Source organism: Methanomassiliicoccales archaeon, from assembly GCA_026394375.1.
GTDB lineage: Archaea > Thermoplasmatota > Thermoplasmata > Methanomassiliicoccales > UBA472 > JAJRAL01.
This window is the reverse complement of sequence record JAPKYJ010000020.1, coordinates 1-18,041: the sequence shown is the minus strand read 5'-3', so window position 1 is coordinate 18,041 and position 18,041 is coordinate 1. Positions and strand designations below refer to the sequence as shown.

Annotated in this window: 23 protein-coding genes and 1 tRNA gene; 6 read left to right on the top strand and 18 right to left on the bottom strand. The window is 58.2% G+C overall.

Going from position 1 to position 18,041, the window contains the following annotated elements:
- The 3 genes from NT137_04820 (at position 1) to NT137_04810 (ending at position 3,696) form a co-directional block, all read left to right on the top strand.
- Positions 1 to 1,473: an NADH-quinone oxidoreductase subunit N gene (locus NT137_04820; GenBank protein ID MCX6652658.1), complete on the top strand. Its 1,473-nt coding sequence runs from the start codon at positions 1 to 3 to the stop codon at positions 1,471 to 1,473.
- A gap of 140 nt (positions 1,474 to 1,613) precedes the next feature.
- On the top strand, positions 1,614 to 2,588 hold the full coding sequence (locus tag NT137_04815) for a polyprenyl synthetase family protein (GenBank protein MCX6652657.1): 975 nt from the start codon (positions 1,614 to 1,616) through the stop codon (positions 2,586 to 2,588).
- 19 nt (positions 2,589 to 2,607) lie between these two features.
- Positions 2,608 to 3,696, top strand: a complete 1,089-nt coding sequence (locus tag NT137_04810) for an NAD(P)/FAD-dependent oxidoreductase (protein ID MCX6652656.1) — start codon at positions 2,608 to 2,610, stop codon at positions 3,694 to 3,696.
- Here NT137_04810 and NT137_04805 read toward each other — a convergent pair.
- Positions 3,682 to 4,164, bottom strand: a complete 483-nt coding sequence (locus NT137_04805; GenBank protein MCX6652655.1) for a nucleic acid-binding protein — start codon at positions 4,162 to 4,164, stop codon at positions 3,682 to 3,684. The genes NT137_04810 and NT137_04805 overlap by 15 nt on opposite strands.
- A gap of 69 nt (positions 4,165 to 4,233) precedes the next feature.
- On the opposite strand from NT137_04805, the gene NT137_04800 reads away from it, so the two are divergent.
- On the top strand, positions 4,234 to 4,497 hold the full coding sequence (locus NT137_04800; GenBank protein ID MCX6652654.1) for a hypothetical protein: 264 nt from the start codon (positions 4,234 to 4,236) through the stop codon (positions 4,495 to 4,497).
- Here NT137_04800 and NT137_04795 read toward each other — a convergent pair.
- The 5 genes from NT137_04795 to NT137_04775 all read right to left on the bottom strand — a co-directional run bounded on the left by NT137_04795 (position 4,478) and on the right by NT137_04775 (position 7,278).
- The gene (locus NT137_04795; GenBank protein ID MCX6652653.1) at positions 4,478 to 5,116 is read right to left on the bottom strand and encodes a 7-cyano-7-deazaguanine synthase; all 639 of its coding nucleotides are present in this window, start codon (positions 5,114 to 5,116) and stop codon (positions 4,478 to 4,480) included. The genes NT137_04800 and NT137_04795 overlap by 20 nt on opposite strands.
- A gap of 57 nt (positions 5,117 to 5,173) precedes the next feature.
- Complete coding sequence (locus NT137_04790; protein ID MCX6652652.1) at positions 5,174 to 5,353, bottom strand: hypothetical protein; 180 nt, start codon at positions 5,351 to 5,353, stop codon at positions 5,174 to 5,176.
- A gap of 111 nt (positions 5,354 to 5,464) precedes the next feature.
- On the bottom strand, positions 5,465 to 6,025 hold the full coding sequence (locus NT137_04785) for an exosome complex RNA-binding protein Csl4 (GenBank protein ID MCX6652651.1): 561 nt from the start codon (positions 6,023 to 6,025) through the stop codon (positions 5,465 to 5,467).
- 6 nt (positions 6,026 to 6,031) lie between these two features.
- Complete coding sequence (locus NT137_04780; GenBank protein MCX6652650.1) at positions 6,032 to 6,613, bottom strand: METTL5 family protein; 582 nt, start codon at positions 6,611 to 6,613, stop codon at positions 6,032 to 6,034.
- 29 nt (positions 6,614 to 6,642) lie between these two features.
- Complete coding sequence (locus NT137_04775) at positions 6,643 to 7,278, bottom strand: helix-turn-helix domain-containing protein (protein MCX6652649.1); 636 nt, start codon at positions 7,276 to 7,278, stop codon at positions 6,643 to 6,645.
- A gap of 360 nt (positions 7,279 to 7,638) precedes the next feature.
- Here NT137_04775 and NT137_04770 point away from each other — a divergent pair, with 360 nt between their 5' ends.
- Positions 7,639 to 8,022, top strand: a complete 384-nt coding sequence (locus NT137_04770) for a hypothetical protein (protein MCX6652648.1) — start codon at positions 7,639 to 7,641, stop codon at positions 8,020 to 8,022.
- 2 nt (positions 8,023 to 8,024) lie between these two features.
- On the opposite strand, the gene NT137_04765 is transcribed toward NT137_04770, so the two are convergent.
- The 4 genes from NT137_04765 to NT137_04750 form a co-directional block, all read right to left on the bottom strand.
- Positions 8,025 to 8,468 carry an Lrp/AsnC family transcriptional regulator gene (locus NT137_04765; protein MCX6652647.1) on the bottom strand — a complete coding sequence of 148 codons (444 nt, stop codon included), beginning with the start codon at positions 8,466 to 8,468 and terminating at the stop codon, positions 8,025 to 8,027.
- Between the two features lie 158 nt (positions 8,469 to 8,626).
- The gene (locus NT137_04760; protein MCX6652646.1) at positions 8,627 to 9,256 is read right to left on the bottom strand and encodes a hypothetical protein; all 630 of its coding nucleotides are present in this window, start codon (positions 9,254 to 9,256) and stop codon (positions 8,627 to 8,629) included.
- A gap of 42 nt (positions 9,257 to 9,298) precedes the next feature.
- Positions 9,299 to 9,805, bottom strand: a complete 507-nt coding sequence (locus NT137_04755) for a GNAT family N-acetyltransferase (protein MCX6652645.1) — start codon at positions 9,803 to 9,805, stop codon at positions 9,299 to 9,301.
- Entirely contained in the window at positions 9,792 to 10,874 is a 1,083-nt protein-coding gene (locus tag NT137_04750; protein MCX6652644.1) for a hypothetical protein, read from the bottom strand. The genes NT137_04755 and NT137_04750 overlap by 14 nt, the downstream gene beginning before the upstream one ends.
- 202 nt (positions 10,875 to 11,076) lie before the next feature.
- Between NT137_04750 and arsB the strand changes: the two genes are divergently transcribed.
- Positions 11,077 to 12,168, top strand: coding sequence for an ACR3 family arsenite efflux transporter (gene arsB / locus NT137_04745; GenBank protein MCX6652643.1), 1,092 nt, complete (start codon positions 11,077 to 11,079; stop codon positions 12,166 to 12,168).
- Positions 12,169 to 12,204: 36 nt separating this feature from the next.
- On the opposite strand, the gene NT137_04740 is transcribed toward arsB, so the two are convergent.
- From NT137_04740 to NT137_04705, 8 genes are all read right to left on the bottom strand, one after another.
- Positions 12,205 to 12,663 (bottom strand): hypothetical protein, encoded by a 459-nt coding sequence (locus NT137_04740; GenBank protein MCX6652642.1) that lies wholly within the window; start codon positions 12,661 to 12,663, stop codon positions 12,205 to 12,207.
- Between the two features lie 119 nt (positions 12,664 to 12,782).
- On the bottom strand, positions 12,783 to 13,334 hold the full coding sequence (locus NT137_04735) for a HEAT repeat domain-containing protein (protein ID MCX6652641.1): 552 nt from the start codon (positions 13,332 to 13,334) through the stop codon (positions 12,783 to 12,785).
- Between the two features lie 23 nt (positions 13,335 to 13,357).
- A complete protein-coding gene (locus NT137_04730) occupies positions 13,358 to 13,549 on the bottom strand; it encodes a hypothetical protein (protein MCX6652640.1) in 192 nt (63 codons plus the stop codon).
- A gap of 277 nt (positions 13,550 to 13,826) precedes the next feature.
- Positions 13,827 to 14,777 carry an SDR family oxidoreductase gene (locus tag NT137_04725; protein MCX6652639.1) on the bottom strand — a complete coding sequence of 317 codons (951 nt, stop codon included), beginning with the start codon at positions 14,775 to 14,777 and terminating at the stop codon, positions 13,827 to 13,829.
- A gap of 204 nt (positions 14,778 to 14,981) precedes the next feature.
- Positions 14,982 to 16,031 (bottom strand): hybrid sensor histidine kinase/response regulator, encoded by a 1,050-nt coding sequence (locus NT137_04720; protein MCX6652638.1) that lies wholly within the window; start codon positions 16,029 to 16,031, stop codon positions 14,982 to 14,984.
- 225 nt (positions 16,032 to 16,256) lie between these two features.
- Positions 16,257 to 16,329, bottom strand: a tRNA-Val gene (locus NT137_04715).
- A 51-nt stretch (positions 16,330 to 16,380) separates the two neighbouring features.
- Positions 16,381 to 17,079 carry an RAD55 family ATPase gene (locus tag NT137_04710; protein ID MCX6652637.1) on the bottom strand — a complete coding sequence of 233 codons (699 nt, stop codon included), beginning with the start codon at positions 17,077 to 17,079 and terminating at the stop codon, positions 16,381 to 16,383.
- A gap of 97 nt (positions 17,080 to 17,176) precedes the next feature.
- The coding region (locus NT137_04705; GenBank protein MCX6652636.1) for an RAD55 family ATPase at positions 17,177 to 18,041 on the bottom strand (865 nt) is incomplete at its 5' end.

Genomic DNA, 18,041 nt, shown 5'->3' with positions numbered 1-18,041 from the left:
GTGACCGACTATTCGATGCTCTACCCCCTGATCGTCATGGCCGTGTTCGCCGTCGCCGCGCCTGCGGTGCGCGCCATCGGCAAATCGGATAGGGCCACTGCGGGATGGGCGATCGTCGGCATCGCCGTCTCCATGTACTTCGCCCTGAACTTCTTCATCTCCGGAAGCTCGAGAGGCGAGTTCGCCGGCCTGTTGCGCCTGGACGCGTTCTCGGCGCTGTTCATGCTGGTGTTCCAGTCGGTCGCTCTCTACGTTGTCATCGCTTCCATCAAGTACGTGGACAAGGAGAAGAACACCGGCGAGTACTATGCGCTCGTCCTGCTGGCGACCACCGGCATGATGGTCGTGGCCTCGTCGGTGGACCTCATCACGTTGTTCGTTGGTATCGAGCTTACCAGCCTGTCCTCCTACGCCTTGGTGGCCTTCCGCAAGAAGGACAAGAGGGGTGCGGAGGCGGCGGTGAAGTACTTCATCATCGGCGGCCTCTCGTCCGCACTGGCGCTGTTCGGCATCTCCCTGCTCTATGGGGCTGTGGGAGTGACCAACTTCTACGAGATCGGCGCCAAGCTCGCCTTGGTCTCGGGAACCATGCAGCCGGTCCTGATGCTGAGCGTGGTGCTCATCATGGCCGGCTTCGGCTTCAAGGTGGCCATCGTCCCGTTCCATATGTGGGCGCCCGATGTGTACGAGGGCGCGCCCACCACCATCACCGCCATGCTGGCCGCGGGAAGCAAGAAGATGGGTTTTGTGGCCCTGTTCAAAGTCTTCCTGTTGAGCATGGTGGCCATCCGGGCGGACTGGCAGCTCATGGCCGGTATACTGGCCATTGCGACCATGACCTTGGGCAACCTCATCGCCGTGCAGCAGACCAGCATCAAGCGCATGCTCGCCTACTCATCCATCGCTCAGGCGGGGTACATAATGATCGTGCTGCCCATCGCCGTGGTCGGCGACCCATCGCTGGCGAACTACAGCCTGCAAGGGGGTATATTCCACATCATCACCCACGCCTTCATGAAGGGAGGTGCTTTCATAGTCGTGGCCACGCTGAGCGTTGTGGCGTTGGGCGAGCAGATTTCGGACTACAAGGGGTTGAGCAAGCGCGCTCCCCTGATGGCTTTAGCCATGGCGGTGATGCTGTTCTCGCTTGCGGGCATACCTCCGCTGGCGGGCTTCGCCTCCAAGTTCGTGCTCTTCTCCGGACCGGTCTATGCCTCGCAGATCGGCGGCAACGAGTGGATGCTGTGGCTGGCCATAGCGGGCATATTGAACTCGGCTTTGTCCTTGTACTACTACGCCCGCATCGTGAAGTACATGTATGTGGACAAGGGACCCGAAGACAAGCTGAAGATGCCCGTGTCCATGAGCGTGGCGGTGGCGATCTGCTTCCTGGCCGTGGTCCTCATCGGTCTCTACCCGGAGCCAGTGCTGAAGGTGGCCGGGGAAGCGGCGAAGGCGTTCTTCCTTCCCTGACCTGGCGTTCTCTTGTGCCGGGTCCAAGGCCCTTCTCGGGCCACTTTTCTCTCTTCATTAACGCTCTCTGGCGAGGTAGCTGGCTCGCTCTCAACCCAGCCTGAACAATACCAGTTAGGGTTAAGTAGGGATGCACCGTTATGTTGCCGATAAAGTTGACCTGGGATGCCCCCATCAAGAGAGAAATGAAGCAGGTCGAAGAGGAGCTGCGCAAGAGCGTGCGCTCCGAGGAGCATCTCCTCACCGATATCTGCATGCACGTCATCGGCGCAGGGGGAAAACGCATCCGGCCGGGGATCGCGCTTCTCGCTTACAAGGCCGTGGACGGAAAGGAGATGGATAAGTTCATCGGCATCGCCGCCTCCTTCGAGCTCATCCACAGCGCCAGCCTCATCCACGACGATATCAACGATGCGGGCGATATCCGCCGAGGGAAGGTGGCCGCCTACAAGAAGTTCGGAGTGCAGAAAGCCCTCGTCGCAGGTGATTTCCTCTTCGTCCGCTCCTTCCGTCTCGGTGGCGCCTGGGACAAGCGGGTGGTGGAGATAATCTCCGATGCCTGCACCGCCACCGCCGAGAGCGAGATGCTGCAGAGCGCGCACGACTTCGACGCCAAGACCTCTAGGGACGTGTACATCAAGGTCATCGAGGGCAAGACCGCCAAGCCCATCGAGGCCGCCGCGCTGGTGGGAGCGTACCTGGGAAAGGCGACTGAAGAGCAGGCTCGGGCCCTGGGCGACTACGGCTTCAACCTCGGCATAGCATTCCAGATCATCGACGACATCCTCGACATCGACGGCAACGAGAAAGAGCTGGGAAAACCGAAGGGCATCGACCTCACCGACGGCAAGTCCACGCTGCCGCTGATATTCGCCATGAACGATCCTGAGGAGGGCAAGCGCATCTCCAAGATATTCGTGAAGCGCAAGAAGTCCCAGAAGGAGGTGAAGGAGGCTTTGTCCCTGATACTGAGGACCGACGCCATCCAGACCTCCAGGCGGGCGGCGCATGGATATGCGGAGAAGGCCAACGCCGCTCTTGATGTACTTCCAGACACGCCCTACAAGAAAGCCTTGAAGGAGCTCGCCCGCGTGGTGGTGAGCCGCCGCACCTGATCATTGAGGGGTTGATGACTTGATTGCCGGGGAGAAGGTGGACGTGGTGGTCGTAGGAGCTGGACCGGCCGGCAGCACGGCCGCCGAGCATGCCGCACGCAAAGGGGCGACCGTCATCCTTCTGGAAAGAAGGAAGGAGGTGGGCGTTCCGGTCCGATGCGGGGAGTTCATGCCTCAGTTGGACGAAGTCCGTACGATCTTTCCTCAGGCGGAGGACGTTTCGTCGCTATTCGATGTCCCCGCCGATCTGCGCCCGATGGAGACCGACCGCATACGCATCTACTCCCCCCGTCTAAGGCACTTCGAGATACCTTTCCAGGGCTACACCACCAACCGAGACCGTTTCGATCAACATCTGGCGAGGAAAGCAGAGAAGGCGGGAGCACGGTTGATCACCGGAGCCAGGGTCACTGGGCTCGAGGGCAGTCGCGTGCTGCTGGGCGAGGAGAGGGTCGAGGCCAAAGTGATAATAGGGGCTGATGGGCCGCTCTCCGTGATCGCCAAATCCCTTCAGCTAGAGCGTTCTTGGGACCTGTGCCCGGCCGTGGCCGCCTTCGCCAAGGGCGATTTCGAGCCGGTGCCAGAGATGTACTTCGGCAACATCTCGCCCGGCGGCTACGCCTGGGTCATTCCCAAGAAGGACGGTGCCAACGTAGGGTTGGGGGTCTCCAGGCTCTACGCCAAGGGCAAGCTGCTAGACTACTATCATTCCTTCATCACCTTCCGGAAGCTTTCCCCCGGCCCGGCCTCGGGAAAGATGGTCCCCATGTCCGGACCGATATCCAAGACGGTCTCCGGTAATGCCCTGGTGGTAGGGGACGCCGCTGGACAGGTCATGCCCGTCAGCGGTGGCGGCATTCCGATCGCCATCATCTGCGGTCGCATCGCGGGAGAGGTGGCGGCGGACGCGGCGCAGGGCCGGAGGCCGCTGACAGACTACGAGCAGGAATGGCGCCGGCAGGTAGGAGCTCCTCTTGCCACCGCCATGAGGACGAAACGAATAGCCATGCTGGCCTTCGGGAGCCAATGGCGATTGGAATGGGCCATGCGGTTACTCGGACCTAGGCGTATGGGCAAAGCGATCCGTTGCCGATCAGTTCTTCCGTGAGCGCACCGAGCGCAAGGAACTGCCGCAGATCGGGCATTCCTTGATCTCCTTGTCGAAGATCCGCCCGCAACCGATGCATTTGTACTTCCACTTGAGCACCCTCTTGATGCCCTTCATGCCGACAGGGCGATAGACGATGCCCAGGTACGCCGCCAGGTTCTGGATTGAATAGTCATCGGTCAGCAGCACCGCCTCCATGTCCAAGGCCAAGGCCAGCACATCCAGGTCCGTAGACGATATCCTGCCTGCGTCGCCGGTGCGTTGCGCCGCCTCTTTCACCTTCTTGATGGCGGCAGAGGTGGGTTCTGAGGTCCGAAGCAGATCGCCCCAGCGCTCCAAGCGCCGGTCTTTGTACTTCTCCAGCTCGCTCACCACCGAGGGGGTGACGAAGGCCTCCGATCCTGGGGGGAGGTCCTCCATTGAGAACAGCGCCGATGTATCAAGCACCAGCCTCCCGTCTTTTTCCATGCTATCCTCTCCTGAATGTGCGTCTTAACGGATTAAAGTTAAATATGGTCATCCTCATTCATCGGCACTATGCGCGAGATCCTCGTTGACCCCGAGGTCATCGAGTTCGTCAAGAACAGCGGACAGGACTATCGGGTCTCCACGGACTGCTCTGGACCGGTCATCCTCCCCACGGAGATAAAGCCTCCGAAGGATACGGACCTGAAGGTCAAGGCCGGGGAGCGCATTCTTTACATTTCCCGGGTGCAGGCGCGCTATCTCGAACGCGTGACCATGGGCATGATCTACGATTCCGCGCGCATGGCCAGCTGCGTCATGTATGAGGATCTTTGATCTCTGCCACATGATCGGCGGCGAAGGCCACCATCTCGTTCATATCCACTTTTGACTCCTCGTTCAGCAGACGATCTACCTTGGCCATGGTGACCGGCTTGGCGGGGACGATCTTGCATATGGACGGGCTGCGGGTCGATATCTCATAAGTGCCGATGCGCTTGGCTGTTGCCTCGATCTCGATCTTGTCCATGCCGATGAGCGGACGCAATACCAAGAAGTCAAGGCCGAGGGACTCGGCCCTCAGATTGTGCAGGGTCTGCGATGCCACCTGCCCGAGGGACTCCCCGGTGATGGTCGCTTCCGCGCTCAGCCTCTCGGCCACGGCCTTGGCCACCAAGAGCATCATGCGCTTGCAGAGCACGCATTGGAACCCTTTGCGGCAGTTCAGCGCGAACATCTCCTGGTTGCGGCCGTGTGGCGCCACGTATAACTTGATGTTCGTCCCGGTGGCATGCTGCAGCTCTTCTCGGATCTCCATGACCTTCTGCAGAGCGGTCTCGTCCGAGTAGGGCGAATTGTCCATATGCAGAAGGAGCACTTCCACTCCGCGCTTGGCCATTTGATATGCGGCCACGGGGGAATCGATGCCACCGGAGATTAGGCAGATCGCTCGCAAAGAGGCACCTTCGGTCATACGAAGCTTTCAGAATAGATAAAGGATGAGCGAGCTCGCTCAGTTGTTCAATCGGAGGTCATCGACCGACGACATGCCGGGATAGGGCATGTAGTCGTCCTCCTCTTCCTCCGACTCCACGATGATGGTGAAGAGCATGTTGACGATCTCGCGCATTTGCCTGAGCTCATCTTTCAGCTCCCTGATCTCCTTGGACAGATCTTCGTTCGTCTTCACCATTGCTTTCACCTTTCCGGAAATTCCTTTGTCGCGATATAGCCTTTTGCCTAGACTTCTGGGCCGCGCTTCATCCTATCTGAGAACGCTCATTCAGGATGCGATATTCGCAGCTCAGAAGTTCACGTCGCCGTAGTCGTCGGCGATCTTCCTCGTTTCATTGCGCTCGCAGTTGTTGCAGTACAATCCCTGTTCCACGCGCACCATTGGCGCGCGGCAGCGCCGGCACAGCGCCTTGATCACACCGAAATGGTCGCTGGCGGTCGTGAGTTGCACCGAGGGCTTAGCCTGCAGCACCTTGGCGCGGATGATATCGCTAGGTCTCATCTCTCGGCCCACGTCCTGCGTGTAGTCAGAGGCCAGTTTGGAGATGTGGATCGTGCCGTTGGTGTCGCCGGTGACCGCTCGCTCCTTTCCCTCTACGGCCACCACTTCGCAGATGGCCATGCAGTTCCGCACATCCGTCACCACGCAGAACACCGCCTCCCCGGGATTCAGCTCCGCCATGGGATTGCAGGGGCGCACCGCAGCGGTTCTCTCGTCATGGTCTAGTTCAAGCTCGCCCATCAGGGCGGCGAATACCTTCCCGTCCTCTTCGTAGGTGCCTTCGGCCGGCAGGAACTCCTCCGCCTCGGCCACCTCTTCACCTGGTAGAACGGGTCTCTTTTCCTTCATCGTCATTCACCTTTGTCTCTGGATGCGGACCAAGATCACGTCCACATCCCTCTTTGTCTTCTTATGGAATGCGAATGTATGAGGGATCTCGAATTTATACCTTTTCTGAATCGCACCCGAAGCGCCAACGGACGAGATCAGCCGGAGCACGAACTCCTCCGTTTCCGTCAGGTGCAGTGAGTAGGTGCAGGGGGCGACCTCGACCGCTTTCTCAAGGAACGGCCGGTCCGCTCGACGCGTCTGGGCACCGAAGGGCGGGTTCATGACCACCGTGTCCGCTCGTCCTTCGTAAGAGCGCACGTCGAATGTCAGGAAATCCACATCCACGCCCAGCTCAACGGCGTTGGATCGAGCTTGCTCTACCGCCACCGGGTCCACGTCCACGCCCGTGACCTTCTCCGCGCCCAGCATCGCGGCCGCGATGGACAACATGCCGGTGCCGCATCCCAGGTCCACCACCACCTTGTCCTGGATATCTCCCAGCGAATAGGCCAGGAAGAGCATGTCCGCCGCGATGGTGGCAGGGGTGGCGTATTGCTCCAATGGCGTCGATGGCGATCTGAAGGGACGGACGCACTGCAGCGCCATCTCCAGTTCCTTGCGCTTCATGAACAGGCTCACTGATTCAATCCCAGGTTTAGGAAGTCTGCGCTGGTGAGTATACCCACGATCTGCCCTTTGCGGGACACGAGCACCGCCTCCTCCCGCTGCAGATGCACCGAAGCGAGCTCGATCGGCGTGTCCTCGCTCAATATCGGAAATGGCGCGCTCATGACGTCCTCCACCCTCGTCTGCATGACCCCGTCATAGGTCTTGCGGCCATTGCGCGTCTCCTCGATGGTGTAGTCACGTATGGAATCGTCCGTTATCCCACCGACCACCCGATCGCCCACGATTACCGGCAACTGGGTGAAGCGGCCCTTCATCATCCGGTCCACGCACTCCGCCACCGTCTGCTCAGGAGTGACAATGATGACGCCTCTGGTGGCCAGGTCTCCCACGCTAAGCTGGGCTCCCAGTTTCACGCCTTCCACCTTACGCTTGCGCAGCACCTCTTCGAAAGCACCCAGGATCTTGCGGACATTGGAGTATGAGGGGTCGATGCTCCCTCGCTCGATCTTGGCGATGAGCGACTGGCTAACGCCCGCCATGGCTGCCAGTTCCCTCTGCGAGAGGTTGAGTCGCTTGCGCATCTGGCGGATCTTGTCAAGGTCCGGCAGTTGGGGTATGAGCCCCAGTCGTTGATTGGTCATGCTGGTCTCCTCCCAGGTAATCGTTCCTATCACGTGCCATTCGCGAACCCGCATAAATAATATTCCAATCATACTTCACTTGCCCGTGGCAGCGGCAAAACTGAGCAGGTAGCATTCCCACCTGGGTGGACGAAATCCCTTGCTTGGTGAGGTAGCGGTTCGAAATCTCACAATCCATGTCAAGAACGCAACGACAATCGTGTGCTGACTTCGCAATGCGCTATTCCTTTACGATTCAAGAGGGCAACAACGCTTAATAACCTCTTGATAAGTCAGTGGTTCGATGGAGCGGACCGCCGACCGCCTTGTCAGTGGAAGCATTCTGCACCAGGTTCAAATACGCGCCCTTTGTGGACGAGCATGGAGCTAGAAGTGATGAAGGTCCCTCGCGAACGTTGCGACGAGCACAACGTGTCTAATGCCATCACATCTCAGGTGGACCTGCCGATGGAGGAGCACTACGGCGCCACCCGACCTCCGAAGCTGCAGTACCAGATGGGGGGCTGTGGCATCGCCGGCTGCATGGACCTCTCCGGTGGCCGGCTGTCGGGCGACAAGATCGTCAAGATGCTGGAGACGATGGGGCAAGTGACCGATGAGGATATTCCTGAGCTGGAGACCGCGCTGCATGAGTTCGAGAAGGTTTTCAAGCAGACCGTTCCCCGGAACTGGGAGAAATGGGTCATGGTCCAGCCGACATCGAGCAGACCGTTCTCTGGCCATTACGATCCGACGTGCGTCTGAGATCAGATGCCAGGGAAGCGCAGCACCGAATCCAGAACGATGTGCAGTTCTGCGTCCTTCAGCCCCAAAGGCAGAATCTCTCTGTGAATGATCTCTTGCAGGGCGCGATTGTCACCAGCCAAGAGGCGGATCATCACTCTACGCCGGCCGCTGATCTGCAGCACTTCGGTCACGCCAGGCAGTCTGCTAAGCCCTTTGAGCTTGTTCGCGGCCGCCCCGTCTGTCATGTTGGCGAAGAGCAAGCCCTCCACGCTCATGCCTATACTCTCGGAGTTCACCACCGCCACGTAGCCTAGGATGACCTTGTCGTCCTCCAGGCGACGGATGCGGTCCCGGATGGTGGAGGCGGAACGGTGGAGCTTGGCCGCAACCTCATTGTGCGTGAGTTTGCCGTCGGTCATCAGTAGCTCGACTATCTTGCGATTCATTTCGTCGACCGCGACCATGCTCCTCCCTCCCTTGTACTATTACCAAGCCGTTCCATTATTATAGTTTTTTCATTAAAACCGTGGAATCCTCGGAATAAAAGGTCGAATAGCGACGAAGAGGCGTGTCGATTGATGCTCCAGAGGGGAGAAACGACCTAGACCGGTGTCTGCGGCCCTCAATCCAGCGAAATCTTGATCGTCTTCCTCAGAAAGGCGCAGCCTTCGCAAGGGATGTCCACGACGCAGCTCTCCCCGGACGAAATGCCCTTGAGGGCACAGAGGATGGCGTTGTCCAGCGGCCTGTATGGCGAGGAACGGCCATTTGCCTTGAGGAGGTCCTTTTCCGCGGCCGAGAGCGAATTGGTGCAGGCGCAGCCGTTATGCACGTAGCGCATGCAGCGACTCGCGTCGCTGGGGGAACAGGCATCACACCTCGTTCCAACCTTGGCCAGCGGTCCGAAGAGGTTGGCTAACGGATCGAACACGTTCACGCTCCTCTCCCGTCCCAGAGCGATGTAGACGGTGGATGGATGAGCGGGTGCGATGAGCTCCATGCGGGTGCCTCTCACCTTCTGCTCCTCCACCACTCTCCAGAACTCCCGGAGGTGGTCGTTCAGCTGGTAGACCAGCTGGTGATAGTCGATGGACAGCTCATCCGCTAGCTTCTGCTTCGATACCGGTCCGGAGAGGGCCATGCGGTAGAGCGACCGCAGAATATCCTTGCGCAGAGGATGGTTGACGATCGCCGTGTATGCCTCAGGATCGATGTGGGCGATCTCGATGCGGCAGCTGGAGGATGCGCTCACACCGCTGACAGGACAGCCTCCAATATTTAACTTCTATCCTTATCAGAGTGGTTTCGTCTGTTCCAGCTCAGTGCGCCGGATTTGGAAGCCATGACGCTCGTAGAAGCGAAACGCCTGCTCGTTGCCAGAAGCCACCCATAGCCGCTTCTTCCTTGCCCCTTGCTCGTCCAGCCACTTGATCGCGTTGCGCACGAGCCTGCTCCCGAGCCCCTGGCGGCGGAAGCCATCGTCCACATAGATCGACTCGATCTCACCCGCCCCATCTGGAGTGAGGGAGGTGATGCAATAGGCCACGTAGACCTTGCTGCCCTTCACCATCACCAACTCCACCCGCAGCTTCGTACCGGGCGGGCGACGATCGATCACCCTCCGCCTTTCCTGAAAGGTCATGTGCTCGTAGGTAGCGGCAAAATGCGTGGAACGTTCGATAAGATGCCGATTCAGTTCCGCCCACAAGGGCTCGACCTCGTCCAGGAGCTCCCAGCCGCCCATCGTGAACTCGAAATCCATCTTGCCTGCCTCGGTCGATCCCCTTTCAGCCAGCACCATCCTTCATGCGGAAGGTGGGATTCGGTCTGCCGGGAGAGAAGCAATCGTCCTGATACTGCACGTCCTTCGCCCCTTTGTTCTTGAGCGTTTCGAGCGCCGAAGCTCGCATGGCCTCCCGTAGCGGCTCCGGCGCTGATATCACCCGCGCGTTCAGGTTGATGGTGCAGTTGCCATGCACCTGACGAGAACCACGCACCCCGTCCACTCCCAGGCTCTCCATGACCAAGCTCATCTTGAGAGCATTCGTGGACGAGGAGAAGAGCAACTTCACGTGCGCTACCTCACCTGGACGATAGCGCTTCGAGACCGCGTTCAGGATGTTGAGCGAGAGCTCGTAGGAATCAATCTCCTCAGGCAGCTCGAAGCTGTAGGTTCCATTGTACCAGCCCAGCTCCGCCTCCGCCTGGGCGTAGAGCTCGTAGTCCACGTCCACCGGGCGCTTGAGGCTCTTGTCCCGGGAAATGACGAGCTGCGCGATCTGCTCCAGCCCGTGCTTGGTGATGGAAGAGTAGGGGATCACTCTCGCCCCTGCGTTCATGTCCTTCACCATGGACAGCAGACCCTTGACCTCGTCCGCCGGGAGCAGATCGGTCTTGGTGAGCACGATGACCTCCGCTTCCTGCACCTGGTGCTTGCGCAGATACGCTCCTAGCGATCCTTCCTCCTCCACGCCCTCAGAGATTCGGGTACTGTCGAGCAGTATCGTCAAGGGGGCGACGCTGAACTCGTTGGGAAAACGGAACTTGAGGGGCGCCACGACCGTCGCCAGAAGGTCCGTGCAGCTGCCCACTGGCTCGGCCATGATTATGTCCGGGCGCTTGGAGTCCACTAGCTTCCGGGCCGCACCCACGAAGTCAGGGAACTTGCAGCAGAAGCAGCCCTTCAGCACCTCGGCCGTGTCGATGCCCAGCTCCCGGGCATATTGCGTGTCCACCAGCACCTCTCCCTGGTCGTTGGTGATGATGGCCACGCTCTTGCCTTGGGCCATGAACTCCTTCGCTAGATTGGTCAGGAGCGTGGTCTTTCCCGCGCCCAGGAACCCCCCGATGATCGCTATCCTAGTGGCCAATGCCTATCCCTCGCAAGCAGTGCAGAAAAGGCATGAACTGATTAAACGATTTGCATTGCACACGAAATGCCATTATTTGATTCATCCCTCCAATAGTCAAAAAATATTCTCACGAGCGGTGAAACCTTTATCAATTTCCAGGCTAGCTAATGGTTTCAAACCGTTTTGAAATCGAAGTGCATCCAAGAGGAGAGGGTTCGAGTTGGCCGGTCGTGACAAGAAGAAATTGTCATTCCTGAACCGTTATCTCACCCTTTGGATCTTCCTGGCGATATTCCTGGGCGTGGGGCTGGGCGCCGCCGTGCCAGGCATCGCGGAGGCGCTCAACAGCCTCAGCATTGGGACGACCTCCATCCCCATCGCCATCGGCCTCATACTCATGATGTGGCCGCCCCTGGCCAGGGTCAAGTACGAAGAGCTGGGCCAGGTGGCCAAGCAGCCCGAGGCGAAGAGGATGTTCGGCACCTCCCTCGCCCTCAACTACCTGGTCGGGCCGATGCTCATGTTCGCGCTGGCCTGGATCTTCTTGCCCGATCTGCCGGAGTTCCGCATCGGCCTCATTCTCACTGGCATCGCTCGCTGCATCGCCATGGTCATAGTCTGGAACATGCTCGCGGAGGGGGATTCGGAGTACGCGGCCATCCTGGTCGCCCTCAACTCGATCTTCCAGATAGTGCTCTACTCCTTCTACGCCTACTTCCTCATCGCCGTCGCCTCCGATTGGGTCTCCGCCGGCTCGGGAAGGGTGGTGGAGATCAGCATCTGGGACGTGGCCAAGAGCGTGCTCATCTACCTGGGCGTTCCGTTCTTGGCCGGGTACTTGACGCGTTTCGTGCTTCTGCCTCGGAAGGGGACGCAGTGGTACGAGAACCGCTTCAACCCCGCATTCGGGAAGGTGTCGCTATTGGCATTGCTCTTCACCATCGTGGTCATGTTCTCGCTCAAGGGGCAGTACATCTTGCAGCAGCCGCTGGATGTCGTGAGGGTGGCCATACCTCTGGTCATCTACTTCCTCATCATGTTCTTCTTCTCCTTCTGGCTATCGATCAAGTTGCGGTTCGACTACCCGCATGCGACGGCGCAGAGCTTCACCGCCGCTAGCAACAATTTCGAGCTTGCTATCGCAGTCGCGATCGGGGTGTTCGGCATCCAGTCCCTGGTGGCCTTCGCCGCCGTCATCGGCCCGCTGATGGAGGTGCCCGTGCTCATATCGCTCGTGAACGTGGCATTCTGGATTCGACGTAGATACTACGGACCGGATGGAAAGGTGCAAAAGAAGTATGAAGGGGTTTGAGCCAGCCTAGGACATGCGTTCGGTAGTACCCGTGGATCAGGCGCATTTCATCCTGCGGTTCCCGATGTGGATGGCGGCGTTCACCCCGCCCATGATGAGCAGGGAGACGAACAGCAAACCCAGATTCTGGTAGAGGGTGAATTCGCCCGCATACTGGTACAGGTAGAAGGCCACCGCCAGCACCCATGTCACACCGGCAAATGCCGAGAGCGCGGAGCGACGCCGTCTTCCTGCCTCGTTCCCATGAGGCATGAACCGCATGCCGTAGCCGATCCACCAGGAAGCGTTCAGACCCACCAGCACCACCAGGCTCACCAGGAAAAGGGCGATGTTCTCCCAGATGCTGTAGTTACCAGCCAGGAAGAACAACCATGCCACCCCACCCGCCAGCCAGGTCGTGACCGATAGGATGGAAGCGGATATCCTCCAGCCCACTCCGCGGAACTCGCGATCGTCATGCATCCTTCCCTTGATCTTCTCTTCGAAATCGTCCATCGTGATTCCTCCTTGTCCGCAGGCTTCCCGCCTGCTTCCGGAACAGAAGAGGGTCGGTCACAATACTTGGAGGAAGTGAGCACATGTGACCAATGTTTGACCACGTTCAGAGGATTACTTCAGCGCTTGGCTAAAAGAGGTTCCAGACGTTCCAAGGCCCAGGACGCGCTCTTGCTCACGTAGACGCTCTTGTCCTGGAGGAGCTGTCTGAGGAGGCTTTCGGAGGAACGGAGGGCAACCGAGGTCCTCTCCGCCAGCCGCCCTAAGGCCCAGGCGGCCATGCCCCTTACCTGCGAGCTATCATCCTTCAACAGGGAGTTCAACTTCTCTGCCTCTTGTTCGTTGCCTATCTGCAGAGCAGCCATTTCGCCACCTGCCCAAGCGGCGTTCTCGCGCGACTCCTCGTCCTCATCCTCCATCAGACCGAGCACGGATGAGATCGGGTATTCGCCGGGGACCTTGTTCTGCGCCAACTTGCCGATGAGCCAAATGGCCTTCTTGCGCACCTCGGCGTTCTCGTGATTCAGCAACCGAGCCAATGGTCCGAGCGATGAAGCATCCCCCAACCTATGGCGCAACGCACTCTCCAAACGGTCCATGGCGACCAGCAGCGCGCCTGAATTGGCAGAATCCAGTTCTCGGTTGATCCCATTGATCTCTTTGTTGTCCATGCACGACCTCTTCGACCGTTCCCTCACTTCTTCGGCGGGGGCACTGGCTTCTCCTTGTAGAACTCGCAGGCGGGGTAGTCTCGCTCCCTGACGCACATCTCGTAGTCCTGTTGCCCAAGAATATCGTGCTTGATGCGTCTGGCCTTGCAGGAAGCGCACCGCCCGTCTTCCGCGTGCCAGAGACAGCGAATCTTGATTGCCTCAGGAGAGGTCATCGAGGCCAAATCGACTTGGCTAGATAAAGAGTGCAGGGTTCGATGTTCATTGAATCACAGGAACGAAGGCGGCATCATTATCCATTTGGGGCGTCTGCGGAGGCAGACGTATTGAAAAAGGAGGCGAGGACCAATGCGCTTGGAAGCGACTCGAAGTGGACGGGACTGGATGATGATGGAGCAGCCAGTGGCGAAGATTACCAAGATCTTCCTTTGAACCTGTCGTCAAGAAACGCCATGACCACAGAATGTACTAGCCCGGAGGTACCCGTGCCTTTCAATCGTTCTGACCTTTCCGAGCGTACCAATCGATCGTCGTTCTGAGACCATCCTCGATATCGCATTTGGGCGCAAAGCCAAATGCTCCCGCTGCCTTCTCGATGGCGGCCAGGGAATCCTTCACGTCTCCCTCCCTCGCCTGTAGATGCACCGTCTGGACCTCTCTCCCTAAAAGCTTCCCGATGAGATGCGCCAGCTCATTGACCGTGGTTCGCCTTCCTGATCCAATGTTGAAGATTCCCCGACAATCCGATTCGAGAGCCTTGAGGTTCGCTTGCACGACATCCTCTATGTAGATGAAGTCCCGACTCTGTCGTCCATCCCCAAAGATGGTCATCGCCTCGTCCTTGAGAGCGCGCTCGATGAATCGGGGGATGACCGCTGCGTATTCCGATTTGGGGTCTTGCCTCGGACCGTAGACGTTGAAGTAACGCAGGCTGACGTTCCTCATATCGAAGAGCTCGTTGAAGGCCTGGCAATATCCTTCGCCTGTCAGTTTTGATACCGCGTACACAGATTTCGGGCGTGGGGTCATCTCTTCTGTCTCTGGCTGCTCTGGCGTATCCCCATAGACGGCCGAAGAGGATGCGAACACTACCTTCCTTATCCCCGCCTTCTTCGCGGCCAGAAGGACTTCCAGAGTGCCGTTCACGTTGACCAGGTTCGTCGTTCTCGGGTCCTCCATCGACCGCTGCACGGAGGCGATAGCGGCGTGGTGGATGACCGCGTCGGCATCCTTCGCCAGATCGGCAAGAAGCTCACTTTCGAGGATCGACCCCTCAACGAAGTTGAACCCTTTCGAGGTCGTCAGGTGCTCAAGGTTCTTCGACCTGCTCATTGGCAGACGGTCAAGAGCTATCACCTCGTACCCGCGCTCCAAGAGCCCGTCGCAGATGTTCGAACCGATGAATCCCGCGGCCCCAGTCACGAGCATCCTGTTTATCTTCATCTGCTGAAACGGAACGATTCGGACGGTAATAAGGTTCTTGCCTTCCTCACGGTATTAGATCGCAGACGTCAGCCTAGCGATAGATGGGGGCGACCCAACGTTGTGCTTCGTGATCGCCACGTCGCTATGGTCTAGCCTATTTGCCTGTGATCCTCCCCATATCAAGCCACCGTCGGGTGAGCTTCTTGTCTCGAATGCCCGCGATTATCTTTCTTCCTCGCCCGCATATCGCCATCGCCCATTTGGCACCGAGATTACGAAGCGAGCACCTTTTCCAGGCTCTCCGTTCTCTTCAATGCCGATTCCCGTGATGTGAAATACTTCTCTTGCGAAGTGAAGGCCTAGGCCCGTATGCTTGCCATACCCACGCTCGAAAATCTTGCCCTTTTCATCAACAGGGACGCCCACCCCATCGTCCTCGCATATGATCTTGAGCACTTCGCCTTCCATCTCGGACGAGAAACGCATCAACGTCGCATGCACGCCGTGACGGGCGGAGTTGTCAGCGATGCTCTGCAGAACCTTGACCAGCATGGGATCAGCGAAGATCTCCACCTCCGGAAGTTGGTTCTCCAACCAGAAGCCCATGGACGTGAGGTTAGGGTCCAAGGTGTCCACCACAGCATGGACGTTGTGCCATGCTGGTTCGCGGACCCCCATCTCCTGGTAGTCCTTGGTGAATTCGATCGTGGATTCGATGTTTCTCGTCACTCCCAAGGCCTTCTTCCTCAGTTCATTGGCCTTTAGCGGGTCTCGGCTGTCGTTCGCCAATTCCAGGTAGCCGCGCATGGACATGATCTGATTGCGGATGTCGTGCCGTGTGATGCTGGTCATCAATTGCAACTTGCGGTTTGCTTCCCGCAGCGCCTCCTCCGCACGCTTCTTTTTGACCACTTGCGTGATCGCATTCCCCAGCTCCGCGAATTGTGCTGTAACGTTACCGCCCTTCTGAAGATAGGAATCAGCGCCGTTGTTCAGTGCTTCGATGACCACCTCCTCTCGTCCTTTGCCGGTGAAGAGGATGAACGGGATTAGGACGCCCGTGGACCGAAGCGATTTGAGGAGTTGGATGCCGTCCATTCCTGGCATTTGATAGTCGGATACGATCACATCGTAGGCCTTCTGGTCCAAGGATTGCAGAGTCTCTTGTGCCGAGAAGACCGTATCAACGACCATTTCATGTGACTGCTCCAGGAATTGCTTGGCCACACTGCATAGAGGTGGTTCGTCATCCACTAGAAGCGCAAGGATCATTGCTTCTCCTTGTGTGGTCATGATATTGGGGCCCGATTAAATCGTTTGCTATCATGGATATGCCTGGATGATGTCTCAGAAACGAGTCGAGGCAGCAATTCACTCCCAAACCCCACCAGGCGAGGCCGGTCCCAAGGCGATTCCTAGATTGTTCCCGCCCAAGCCGAAAATGAGCGGATGGACCATTTGGGACCAGAATATGAATCATTGAGGTTTGAATAGGAGTGGGCTCAGCCGGATTCGAACCGGCGACCTTCTGCGTGTGAGGCAAACGTCATAGCCGCTAGACCATGAGCCCGGATGGCAAGCGGGAACAATGTGCAGACCATATTAAAGGCTGACGGTGACCCTATTCCGTGATCACCTGGGTGGCTCTGAAGACACCGTCATTGAAGAGGAGCGAGAAATACCCGGTCTTATGATTGGTGGAACGCATCTTCACCGCCCTTATCCTCCTTTGAATGTCCGTCTCACCTAGCTCATGCAGCTTGAGCGTAATGACCGAGTCGGCCAGGTATCCTTCGTCGTACTTGTTCTCGAACATCTTGTCCGGGGCCGTCTCGGAAAGGAGGAAGGTGGTGATGCCCAGGTTCCGCAGCCACTCGAAGAGAAAGAAGAGCTCCGTCCTGCGGTTCTCGCCCATCTGCGCCGCCATCTCCAGTACGTCCATAGAGTCTACGACCAGTAACTCGTAGTTCAGGGAGTGCTTCAGGCTCTCGGCGTACATCTTGAAGACCTGCATCCAGGTACCTTTGGCGCTCAGCTGCGTCAGCGACTTGCGGATGAGCCCTAGGTCCAGAATGTGCACGCACTCCTTGACCTCCTCCTTGTCCATGCCCATGCAATGCATCTGTTGCAGGAGGTTCTCGCGCGATTGCTCGAGCGTCATGTAGACGCTTTTTGTCTTGTTCTGGAGCGCGTTCTGATAGAGGATGCTGTAGGAGACCGAGGATTTCATCGTGCCCGGGGTTCCGGTGATGAGCACCACGTGCCCTTTCGGTATGCCGCCCTGCAATGATTCATCGAAGTTCTGAATGTAGGTGCGCACGCGCTCGATCTGCAGACCACTTCCTCCTGAGAGGTGGCATTATACCCTTTGACAATATTAGGCTTTTCTATCGCCACTGTCGAATTTTGATAACCAGCTATTTGCCTGAATCGACCAGGGGCAGGGAGAACTTGAACTCCGTGCCAGTGTGGTAGAATGCGTAGTAGCGGGAATCGTTCTGCATGCCCCGCATCTTCACGCACCTCAGCCATCGATAGACTTTGGCGTCGTCGAACTCCTTCATCTGCATCTCCACCACGCCGTCCGCCAGATAGGTCTCGCCTTGCACGCTCTGGAAAAGGACCTCGATGGGCTTTTCCGTGATCACCAGGACGGTGATCTTCAACTCCTTGAACCAGTCGAACAGATCCTTCATGCTCTCCCGGGTGAACTCGAACTGGGCCATGCTCTTGAACGATTCCAGGGAATCGAGCACGAAGAAGTCGAAGGGCATCTGCGCATGGACGTTCCTCACATAGCGCATCATGATGGCCCTCCAGTCACCGGGCTCATTGGCGGTGGCCTTGCGCAGATCCACCATATCCACTACCACCATCCCCCCGGCCGTATCCTTCAAAGACATTCCCATGCGCTCCATCTGCCTGATTAGAGAGTCGCGCTTCTGTTCCAAGGAGAAGTACATCGACCGCTTGGCACTCTTGACGGCGGCGCGATGCAGGATGTAGTATGAGAGTGTGCTCTTCATCGTTCCCGCGGGACCGTTCACGATGACCACATGTCCGACCGGGATGCCCCCACCCAGGATGAAGTCCAGGCGCTCGTCCTTGGTCGAGATTACCGCCGTATCTGGATGCTGCAAAGGCGTCCCGAATTGCTCTTCCAGTTCCTTCCCCAGCTGGGCGACGGCCTGCGCCACCTCCTCCTCGGTCAGCTCTTTACGCTCCTCTTGTACCGGCTCTAGCTCCTCCACCTCTTTAGGAGTGTCTGAGACCGCCGCGGCG